This is a genomic window from uncultured Senegalimassilia sp., from assembly GCF_934632265.1.
Taxonomy (GTDB): Bacteria; Actinomycetota; Coriobacteriia; order Coriobacteriales; family Eggerthellaceae; genus Senegalimassilia.
Genome location: NZ_CAKTYH010000165.1, coordinates 1 through 3257, shown reverse-complemented (window position 1 = coordinate 3257; position 3257 = coordinate 1). Strand labels below are relative to the sequence as shown.

Here is a 3257-nt window from a genome sequence, read left to right as displayed (position 1 = left end):
TGCCCGCAACTTGCTGCAGGCGGATGCCGATCTGCTCCTCGGATTCATCGAGATCGCGCTGACGGCGATCAAGCTGACCCTGCATGGAGGAGATTTGATGCTCTCGGGAGTCCAAAGATTTCTCTCGAGTGTCAAGCGATTCGACGCGACGATCCAAAGACTCCTCGCGCTGGTTCACACGCTGCTCGGCAGCGCGAACCTCCTTCAAGCGCTCTTTGTTCTCTGCCTGGGCCTCCTGGCGAAGACGAAGTGCTTCGTCCTTGGCTTCGACCACTGCTTCGCGACGAAGCGTTTCCGCCTGGCGTTTTGCGTCCTCGACGACGGTATGAGCTTCGTCGGCGGCGCGCTGAGCCGTGGATTTAGCGACGAATTTATTGATGACGAAACCGGCGACGATGCCGACGATGGCGCCAACGATAAGCCAAATGATGGATTCCATGCTTGTCCCCCTTTCAAGTTTGGACGGGTACTGTGGGTTTCATAGGTTCCATTGCATAAAAAATCCCGGCATAACCGGGCATGAGCGTACGTGCGCAACGACTGGACGTATACATTTGTTTATATATTCCAACAGTGCCGCATCAGGCACGGTAGCTCAGGCTTATATTTCATGATAAAGGTTATCTTACAAATGGAAAAGGGCAACTATGCAAAAAAGCCGGTTCTACAGGAGAAACCGGCTAGTTTTGATTTGATGTTCGATTCGCAAGTAACGATTTCACAGGATTTCAAGGGCCGTGCAGCCGAGTTCTTCGGTAAAGATTCGAGCGGCCGAGGCAGCCACGCTTGAATCGTAACCCTTCTGCATAAGCTTGCGGTATGTCGCCTCGCGAACGCGTTTTGCCTTCGGCGGTTTGGCTTTCAACACGGTAAGCGCTCGGTCCAACTCATCCGGTCCGTTGTCACGTAACAGTGCTTCTTGGTAAGCGGGCACGGAATAGGGGTCGATTTCCGCCTGTTCGAGCTCGTACGCAATGCCCCGAAGCCCCTTTCCTTGAGATAGCCTGCTTCGGACCAATACGTCCGCATAACGTTCGTCGCTCACCAGCCCGCAGTCGATCGCCCTTTGCACTGCCTCTGTCGCTATATGTTCATCAAAACCGTTTGCCAATAGGCGCTGTAACAGCAATGCGCTAGCGTGCTCGCGAACGCAAAGCAATCGCTGGATTTTAGCAAATGCAGAATCTGCTTGATCGCGAGCGGTATCCAAGGGGATCGTCGATTCCGTCTGCAGCTTGCTGCATTCGGAATCGCTTACACCAAACGACCTGCCCCTTCGAGATGTGGGTCGTTGGCGAAATTCCTTGCTGTCGTTATCAAGCTTGCGATCGGGCTGCTTTGCGGTTACAGCGCCATCTGGTAATTGTCTGCGATGGTCTGCAGACTGCTGATGCGCATCTGAGCCTTCTTCGATCGCTTGGATTTGTGCTCGCAGCTTAGCAATGCTTCGAGCCCTTGCATCTTGCATGGCTATTTCTTGCCCTTAGGTTTGGCTACAGGATTGACGGCGTCGAAGTCTTCCTGCTCTTTGGTGATGATCGGGATATCGAATGCTTCGCGAACCTTCGTTTCGAGTTCGTCGCGCAAATCGGGATTCTCTTTAAGCGTGTGCTTTGCTGCCTCGCGACCCTGTCCTAGGCGCTCTTCGCCGTAGGTGTACCAAGCACCAGACTTCTTGGCAACGCCTGCCTCAACCGCCATATCGACGATGCAGCCTTCACGGGAAATGCCTTCTCCGTACATCAGATCGAACTCAGCTTGACGGAACGGCGGAGCAACCTTGTTTTTGACGACCTTGGCGCGAACTCGGTTACCGACGATTTCGCCATCGCGTTTGATGGAATCGATGCGGCGAACATCGATTCGCACGCTCGAGAAGAACTTTAGGGCACGACCGCCCGTTGTGGTTTCAGGGTTGCCGAACATTACGCCGATCTTCTCACGAAGCTGATTGATGAAGATGCAGGTGGTATTTGACTTCGAAAGGGAACCCGCCAGTTTTCGGAGGGCTTGGGACATAAGCCTTGCCTGCAGACCGACGGTGGTGTCGCCGATTTCGCCTTCGATTTCGGCTCGGGGGACGAGCGCTGCGACCGAGTCGATGACGATGCAATCGATAGCCCCGGACCGGACGAGCATATCGCAGATTTCAAGAGCTTGCTCTCCGAAATCAGGCTGGGAGATGAGCACGTCATCAATATCGACGCCCAAACGAGCTGCATACACCGGATCGAGTGCGTGCTCTGCATCGATGAAGGCCACAACACCGCCCAGTGCTTGCGCTTCTGCAAGGATTTGCAACGCCAGCGTGGTTTTGCCGCTTGACTCGGGCCCATACACCTCGATGATACGGCCGCGCGGAACGCCGCCAATGCCCAATGCCGCGTCAAGGGGCAATGCACCGGTGGGAATAGCGCCGATGTTCAGGTCGTGGCCGCCATCCCCGTATTTCATGATGGAGCCTTTGCCGAACTTTGATTCGATTTGGTCGGTTGTGACCTTGAGCATCTTGGTTTTTTCTTCGTTCATGCGCTGGTTACCCTTCCTTTGCGCTGCTTTGCAACGCTATTGATTATACGAACGCCTGTTTCATAGTCAAGTACCAAATACAAACATCGGTACGACTGATTTCATAATAGCTTCCTGGTCTTGCACAACCCTTGCCGTAAACGCCGAACAGGTTCACCTGAACCTTGCAAGGTTGTACGGTGAACCTGTTCGAGATACGTTAAATATTGCTGCTGGTTTGTCCCTAGCGCGAAACGATGGGATACCAGCGTTTAATTCGCTGGCTCTTGTTGCCCGCATATCGCAGCATCGAGCATGCGCAGGGCTTCAAGCACGGTTTGCTGACGTACCTGATCGCGATCGCCTTCGAAATGCTTCCTCTGAGCCGTGATGCCGCTGTCGCTTGCGCAGGCGAAGCAAACGGTTCCGACGGGCTTCCCGGGCTCGGCACCGGATGGTCCTGCTATCCCCGTCACGGCTATCGCCACGTTGCAGGCAAGGCGGTCTCGCGCACCTTGCGCCATATGGCGCGCAACTTGCGTGCTCACGACGCCGAATTCTTCGATAACCGTTTCGGGGACATCGAGAACATCTGCCTTCACGCCCGTGGCATAGCTTGCGATGCCACCCCGCACTACAGTGGAGCTTCCCGGAATCGAGGTAAGCGCGGCGCTGATCATCCCGCCGGTCAGGCTTTCAGCGGTGCCGATGGCGACGTTGCGCTCGTTCGCATGCGCGATGACCCGAGC

At 55.1% G+C, this 3257-nt stretch carries 4 protein-coding genes; all 4 read right to left on the bottom strand.

Annotated elements, in window-relative coordinates; translation table 11 throughout:
* Positions 1-439 (bottom strand): Rnase Y domain-containing protein (locus Q0H50_RS09030; protein ID WP_294421605.1); only part of this gene is annotated, 439 nt, incomplete at its 3' end.
* A gap of 279 nt (positions 440-718) precedes the next feature.
* Positions 719-1468 carry a regulatory protein RecX gene (locus Q0H50_RS09025; RefSeq protein WP_294421602.1) on the bottom strand — a complete coding sequence of 250 codons (750 nt, stop codon included), beginning with the start codon at positions 1466-1468 and terminating at the stop codon, positions 719-721.
* Between the two features lie 2 nt (positions 1469-1470).
* Positions 1471-2529 (bottom strand): recombinase RecA, encoded by a 1059-nt coding sequence (gene recA / locus Q0H50_RS09020; RefSeq protein WP_294421601.1) that lies wholly within the window; start codon positions 2527-2529, stop codon positions 1471-1473.
* Positions 2530-2780: 251 nt separating this feature from the next.
* A partial coding sequence (locus Q0H50_RS09015) for a CinA family protein (protein ID WP_294421599.1) occupies positions 2781-3257 on the bottom strand: 477 nt, incomplete at its 5' end.

What these genes read in the sequence shown, in the direction of transcription:
- Q0H50_RS09025 (WP_294421602.1), bottom strand. Translation starts at nt 1,468, where the DNA reads ATGCAAGATGCAAGGGCTCGAAGCATTGCTAAGCTGCGAGCACAAATC.
- recA (WP_294421601.1), bottom strand. Translation starts at nt 2,529, where the DNA reads ATGAACGAAGAAAAAACCAAGATGCTCAAGGTCACAACCGACCAAATC.